A 5,656-nucleotide genomic window follows, 5' to 3' on the forward strand; every position below is an offset into this window, starting at 1 on the left:
AGGCGAGTCAACGTATTGCGTCGCCGCGATGTTTATCTCCCTCGCCCCCTTGGGAGAGGGCCGGGGTGAGGGGTTGCGTCGAGAGCGATTCTCGCCCCTCACCCTAACCCTCTCCCCGAAGGGGCGAGGGGACTGGAACACGGGTAGGCCCCCCTCTACCGCTTGCGGGAGAGGGGCTGAGGGTCAGCGCCAAACGCCGATCCGCCAAACAAAAACACCGGCCCAAGGCCGGTGTTTTTGTTTAACGCGACGGCCGTAGCCTTCGCGATTACCGGTCAGCAACGCAGGCTTCTCACCACGGTTGCGGCTCGGCAGCTTGTCCAGTTGCTCCAGCTGCTCGGGCGTCAAGGTGCGGTCGATTTTCGACTCCTTGTGCACGATCACTGGCTGGTGCTGTGACTCGCGCGGGCCACGCACGGCTGGTTCCTGACGCAGCGAATCATCACGGCCGCTGCTGCGGCTGCGCGAGTCATCACGCCGTGGTTGGCCTGCGCCACTGCGGCCTGGTGGGCGCTTGCCCTGACCGCCGGCACCGCCGCCACCATTGTTACGCTGGCCACCACCGGCTGGTTTGCCTTGGCCTTGCGGGCGTGGGTTGTTGTTGCGTGGCGCTTGGCCGGCTGGGCGTGGCGCGCCCAGGCCGACACCGTTGCTGGCGCTTGGGCCGGTAGGTGCGGCAGGGCGACGGCCACGGTTTTGCTGACGACCCTGGTTCGGGCTGACGTAGTCAGCGCGGTTACCAAAGTTATCGATTTCGTCGTCGAGGAACTCGTCCGGCGCGCGATCAGCCGGCAACGGCGGAATCACCGGGGCGGCGCTGGTGCGTGGCTGACGGGGTTCGTTGTTGCGCGGCTGCGGCGAGCGCGGTTGCTGTTGACGGCCTTGGCCGCCTTGCGGCGCACGCGCACCTTGGGCGGCTGGCTTGTCTTTGCCGTCCTTGCCTTTGTCTTTGCGCCCGCTGCCACGGCGTTCACCGCCGCCGCCACCGCCACGTGGGCTGTTCGGGTCACGGGGTTCGCGCGGGGCGCCACGGCCACGGCCTTCAGGGCGCTCGCGCACTTCCGGTTTTTCCGCTTCAACGGTGCTGGCGTCAAAACCCATCAGGTCGCCATCGGCGATTTTCTGTTTGGTCATGCGCTCAATGCCCTTGAGCAGCTTTTCTTCGTCCGGGGCGACCAGGGAAATGGCCTCACCGTTGCGACCGGCGCGGCCAGTACGGCCGATGCGGTGCACATAATCTTCTTCAACGTTGGGCAACTCGAAGTTGACCACGTGGGGCAACTGGTCGATATCCAAACCGCGCGCGGCGATATCGGTGGCCACCAGAATACGCACGGCGTTGTTTTTAAAGTCGGCCAGGGCTTTGGTGCGGGCGTTCTGGCTTTTATTGCCGTGAATCGCCACAGCCGGCAGGCCGTGCTTGTCGAGGTATTCAGCCAGGCGGTTGGCGCCGTGCTTGGTGCGGGTAAACACCAAGACCTGTTCCCACGCGCCGGCGGTAATCAGGTGGGCGAGCAGGGCGCGCTTGTGGTTGGCCTGCAGGCGGAACACCCGTTGCTCGATGCGCTCGACCGTGGTGTTCGGCGGCGTTACTTCGATGCGCTCAGGGTTGTGCAGCAGTTTGCCGGCCAGGTCGGTGATGTCTTTGGAGAAGGTCGCCGAGAACAGCAGGTTCTGGCGCTTGCTTGGCAGGCGCGCGAGGACCTTCTTCACGTCATGGATAAAGCCCATGTCGAGCATGCGGTCGGCTTCGTCGAGAACCAGAATTTCCACATGGGAAAGGTCGACGCTGCCTTGGCTGGCCAGGTCGAGCAAGCGCCCTGGGCAGGCCACCAACACATCGACACCGCGGGCCATGGCCTGAACCTGAGGGTTCATGCCAACACCGCCGAAGATGCAGGTGGAGACGAATTTGAGATCGCGGGCATACAGCTTAAAGCTGTCATGCACTTGCGCGGCGAGTTCGCGGGTGGGCGTCAGCACCAATACGCGCGGTTGTTTCGGCCCGTGGCGATGTTCGCGATCCGGATGGCCGTTGGGAAACAGGCGCTCCAGGATTGGTAGGGCAAAACCGCCGGTTTTGCCGGTACCGGTTTGGGCGGCAACCATCAGATCGCGACCTTGCAACACGGCGGGAATAGCCCGCTGTTGCACGGGAGTGGGCACGGTGTAGCCGGCAGCCTCGACGGCGCGGACTAAAGCCTCGGAGAGACCGAGGGAAGCAAAGGACATGAGTAATCCTGTTCAGTTAGGGCGTGGCCCATAGGGAAATTCTGCCGTGCATGAAGCGCGTTGAGGGCGCGCTCCCGTCCGGTCCTGCGGGCCTCTAGGAGGGCCGGCGTCCGGGCGTAAGCCAGGCGGGGAAGCCGGAGTATAACAGAGCATTTCAACAATGCGCCTAACGCCGCGACGCAGGGGCATTGAGGAGAAAGACCACGTAACCGCGAAACAGCGGTAACGCCTCTAAATAGTCAGGCGCCTGCCAGTCACCGTATTGCACCAGGCCAATCTTGAACGGCAGTTGCAGGCGTTTGGTCGGCGGTAAATAGGCGGCGTAATTGCTGATGCTGTGACGGCCCTGGTAGGTCTGGATAACGATTTCGTCCACCACGCCAGCCAGTTGGTTGAGCACGCCGGTATCGGCATTCGGCGCCCAATCAAGCAGGCCGGTGATGCTTAGGCGATAGTTTTTCGGCAGGCGCTGGCGCAGGTCACGCAGAAAATGCACGTACTGATTTAGCTCGCGGGTCCGTGCATCGAAGTCGATTTGAATACCCACCACCTGGTTGCCCGCCAGCTGCCAGCGACGCAGTTGCGAGAGCAACACGGCGTAGGCTTCGGGCGGCCAGTCCAGGGTTTGTGCGCGGTAAGCCAGCCAGATCTCGCCTGGATGCTTGGCCAGTTTGGGAATCGAGATACCTTGCGCGAGAAAACGTACCGCACCACCTCGGCTGCGCGGCGCACGTTCGACCTGGCCTTGGAGGATATACAGGCTCTGCGCCTGGGCCAGCACCGGCTGCGGTTGCACGCCACTCCAGAGCCAGAAGGCGTTGTACTGGCTGGCGTCCACCCCGGCAGCGGCTGGCCCGGTAACAGAGGCCAACAGCATGCCGAGCAGAAAACCTTTCACCGGCTTACCAGTAGTACTTCAGCGACTGCGCCCAGGTGCTGCTGGCGTACTGCTTTTTAAGCGTGGCGAACCACTGTTTGCGCACGCTCTTGTCGATGTCGTCGCCATTGCAGTGGTTGTTGCCGCTGGTGGCGTAGCAGTTGATGGCGCGGTACAGGGCGTAAGCGCGGTCGTCGGCCGGGGCTTTGCTGTCGGCGATGATCTGCTGATAGCCATGCAGTGGGTCGAAGCGCTCGCCCGGGAACTGGCTTTTGCTGCCGCTCAAGGTGTACTCCCCTGGCGAGCCATCAAAGGCCAACGAGTGGGCGCGGCTGAATTCGCCCAGGCAGTTAAGGGCGTTGGCATTGCTGGGCTCTTTTGCCAACAGCGCGGCGGTTTCTTTCGGCGCCGGGCAGCTGTAGCCGTCATCGTTGGCGCCGGGGCTGAGCACAAACTGCTGCAGTGCCTCAGGTACTGGCTCGGGAACCAAGGCCAAGTCGTCGTTAAAGGCCTGGTAGTGACCTTGCAGCAGGTCTTTATAGAGCAGCACCGACAGCGCGGTGATGGACTCAGGCGTTGCCGCCTTGCCGTCGGTAGCCAGTTTGCGCAGCAGCTCGGGGCCGACCACGCGGTTCAGCAACTGTTCACGCCAGCTGGCGTTTTGATCGGCGAATCGGCGGCGAAAATCTTCTCCACCTGGTTGCTGTGTTCGTAGTTCAGGGCCAGCGCCAATTGCAGCTGTTGTTGCTGGATCGGCTGCTCGGTGAGGGTCAGCAGTTTCAACCAGTGCGCCTGTGCGGCGGGCAACTGGCCGTCTTCTTCCAGGGCCATGCCACGCACGATTTGCTGGCTGAAGTGCAGGTAATCGAGGACGGTGCGCTCTGTGGGCTCCGGGAGAATTATCAGGGCGTCGCCCGGCACGTCGCCGACGTAATAGGCCCAGGCGCCCAGCAGGTAGGTATAAAGGTCGGGCTCGTTGGCGAAGAGCGCTTTTTGCGCGGTCAGCTGCTCGTGAGTGATCGGCTCGAATGAGCGCATTTTGCGGAGATCGATCACCGCCAGCAGCATCGGGTTGCTCACCTCTTGCGCGGTGGCCAGCAGTTTGCTGTCCACTTCATCGGCCAAGGCTGGAAGGCTGCTGTTGGCCGTGTCTTTCTGGGCGAGTACTGCAGCGTATTGCGCAGCCAGTTTGCTCGGGTCGTTTTGCAGCCAGGCTACGCGCCGCAGCAGGCCTGTGGCGGAACCGGCATACAGGCCGTCCGGGTAAGCGCTGAGGTACTGCTGGAAAGCGCTCTCGGCGCTGACCAACGCCGGTTGGTCGGCCTTGCTCAGGTCGGCGTAGCCATCCTCATCAAAGGCATTGGCCTGGGCGGCATTGAGCTGACTGCGCGCCAGCAGGTAGACGGAGGTTTCTTTTAACCAGGGCTGCGCGCTGTCGCCCAACTCGGTGAAACGGGCTATGGCGGTGGCGAAGTCGCCATCGTAAAAGGCGCTGGCGCCTTGCAAGTAAGTGGCGAACTGCCGAGCCGCCACCGATTGCACACCGGTGAAATTCAGCGGCTGGGGTTCGCTGGCCGGGTGCTCCTGCTGCAACAGCGTCAGGCGTTGGATGGCGAGCCTTTTGCGCTCGGCATCTGGCATGTCGGTGGCGAACAGCTGGGCGATAAAGGTGGCGGTGGTATCGGTGTTATTGCTGCTCTGCCGGCTGCCTTCGCCGCTGGCGTAGGACGGCGCCTCGCCGAGGTCCGGATAGTCGGCGCTCAGCCCGAGTTTCTCGAGTAAGGCCGACAGCGAATTGGCATCCGCCTCGGTTGGCGTGTCAGTGGGCTCGGCCTCTGGAGCGGCCACGCTAAACATCTGCTCGAGGGCGAAGGGCACCAGGTTATTGGCGTCTGCGGCTTTTTCCGGATTACCCGCCAGGCTCGGCAGGCCAGCGTCGGCGAGCAGCCATTGCAGGTTGGCGCGGGTGTCGTTGCCGGGACTGAGAAAGGCTTGGGTGGAGCAGGTATCCAGGCCGGAAGACTGCAGCAGCAAGGTCGGTTCGCACTCGCTGTCGTCATAACTGGCGTGGGCCAATGGGGCGCCCAGTACGAGCAGGGCGAGGGCAAAACGCTTCATGTGTGTCGTCCTTGAAAGCAGTCATTAAAAAAGCCGCTTAACAAAGCGGCTTAGTTACAAGCAGAGTAGCTACAAGCAGGTTTAGCGCGGCAGCTTGAGGTTGTTCCACACCGCCAAACTCGGCTCTGCCTGGTTCAGGGTGTAGAAGTGCAGCCCAGGGGCGCCACCTTGCAGCAAGCGCTCGCACATTTCTGTGATCACCTGCTCGCCGTAGGCTTGAATGCTATCGATGTCGTCACCGTAAGCTTCCAGCTGCTTGCGAATCCAGCGTGGAATTTCCGCGCCACAGGCATCGGAGAAACGCGCCAGTTTGCTGTAGTTGGTGATCGGCATAATGCCCGGCACGATCGGAATGTTCACACCCATCTTGCGTACACGTTCGACAAAGTAGAAGTAACTGTCGGCGTTGAAGAAGTACTGGGTGATCGC

5 protein-coding genes are annotated in these 5,656 nt (G+C 62.4%); all 5 read right to left on the reverse strand.

Annotated features, from left to right (window positions below; translation table 11 throughout):
• Positions 1-183: 183 nt before the first annotated feature.
• Positions 184-2,232, reverse strand: coding sequence for a DEAD/DEAH box helicase (locus AAAB16_RS17410; protein WP_340664450.1), 2,049 nt, complete (start codon positions 2,230-2,232; stop codon positions 184-186).
• A gap of 166 nt (positions 2,233-2,398) precedes the next feature.
• The gene (locus tag AAAB16_RS17415) at positions 2,399-3,109 is read right to left on the reverse strand and encodes a DUF3142 domain-containing protein (RefSeq protein ID WP_340664454.1); all 711 of its coding nucleotides are present in this window, start codon (positions 3,107-3,109) and stop codon (positions 2,399-2,401) included.
• 25 nt (positions 3,110-3,134) lie between these two features.
• Positions 3,135-3,749: a hypothetical protein gene (locus tag AAAB16_RS17420; protein WP_340664451.1), complete on the reverse strand. Its 615-nt coding sequence runs from the start codon at positions 3,747-3,749 to the stop codon at positions 3,135-3,137.
• Positions 3,743-5,227: a hypothetical protein gene (locus AAAB16_RS17425; protein ID WP_340664452.1), complete on the reverse strand. Its 1,485-nt coding sequence runs from the start codon at positions 5,225-5,227 to the stop codon at positions 3,743-3,745. The genes AAAB16_RS17420 and AAAB16_RS17425 overlap by 7 nt, the downstream gene beginning before the upstream one ends.
• 81 nt (positions 5,228-5,308) lie before the next feature.
• The coding region (locus tag AAAB16_RS17430) for a methylenetetrahydrofolate reductase (RefSeq protein WP_340664453.1) at positions 5,309-5,656 on the reverse strand (348 nt) is incomplete at its 5' end.

Source organism: Pseudomonas sp. (genome assembly GCF_037994325.1).
Lineage (GTDB): Bacteria > Pseudomonadota > Gammaproteobacteria > Pseudomonadales > Pseudomonadaceae > Aquipseudomonas.

Excerpts from the sequence above, each read along its gene's own strand:
- AAAB16_RS17410 (WP_340664450.1), bottom strand. The coding sequence starts at position 2,232 with ATGTCCTTTGCTTCCCTCGGTCTCTCCGAGGCTTTAGTCCGCGCCGTC.
- AAAB16_RS17415 (WP_340664454.1), bottom strand. The coding sequence starts at position 3,109 with ATGCTGTTGGCCTCTGTTACCGGGCCAGCCGCTGCCGGGGTGGACGCC.
- AAAB16_RS17425 (WP_340664452.1), bottom strand. The coding sequence starts at position 5,227 with ATGAAGCGTTTTGCCCTCGCCCTGCTCGTACTGGGCGCCCCATTGGCC.